Genomic DNA, 1014 nt, shown 5'->3' on the forward strand with positions numbered 1-1014 from the left:
CCCGTCAAGAGCCGAAGACCGTTACTGCTAAAATCGGAAGGAAAGTGGAAGTTATTTCGAGCTTCACCCAGATTCCGGCGAAAAGTACGATCCGTTACTGCCTTAATCTGAGTGGAGAGCCTATCGTCGACAAACCTTGGACAATGCAACGAAAGCAGAATCTTCGCGCTAGTCGGATCGGTATAACAGAAGAGCTCGCCGCGCTGTCACGTACTTTGCCAAGACCCTTCGAGGCGTTGGTCAGCGGTTCTGCCATAGGCTTTTATCCGTCATCGCCCACAACAACGTTTGACGAGGCAAGTGGCAACGGTGAAGGCTTCTCCGCTCAGCTATGCCGTGACTGGGAAGAAGCGTCAACTCACGTCAGATCAGATCGAACATGCATGTTAAGGACCGGTATCGTGCTTGCCAAGCAAGGAGGGATGCTCCAAAAGCTAAAACTTAGTNTTGGCTTGGGTCTGGGGGCGACCATGGGCAATGGTGCACAAATGATGTCTTGGGTTCATGTAGAAGATGCCGTCGGGATCATTCACTTGCTCTTTGGCTCCGAGGCTGCAGCAGGGCCTGTCAATATGTGCTCGAATTCACCAGTGAGCAATCGCGAGTTCAGCGATGCACTTGCCAAATCACTCGATAAACCAAGGTTTTTCGCCATGCCGGCTTTCGTCGTCAATCTTATTTTTGGAGAGCGCGCAGCACTCCTACTAGACAGTCAAACCGTGACCCCAGAATATTTGAATAATTTGGGCTATAGTTTTAAGTACTCGACAATTAGCGAAGCGTTGGCCGCCATTTATCCATAAAGGTTTGGTTGGCGGGCAGAACTTTGGGTAGTCTTCGCTCTTCACGCATTCAATCAGCTGGATTTAAACTTGCTCCACTTCGTATCGCCGGGCATCGCCCTGTTCCTCGTATTACTAGCGTTACAGTGCAATACTGCGCTCGCACGTTCAGATCAGCGCGCAAACCCAGACATCCCACATGACTTTATCTCATGCACAATGCTCACTATTG

1 protein-coding gene is annotated in these 1014 nt (G+C 50.2%); it reads left to right on the plus strand.

Annotated elements, in window-relative coordinates:
- The coding region (locus tag A3750_RS17195) for a TIGR01777 family oxidoreductase (protein ID WP_068548508.1) at window positions 1–803 on the plus strand (803 nt) is incomplete at its 5' end.
- Window positions 804–1014: the final 211 nt, after the last annotated feature.

It is taken from the genome of Oleiphilus sp. HI0079 (assembly GCF_001635105.1).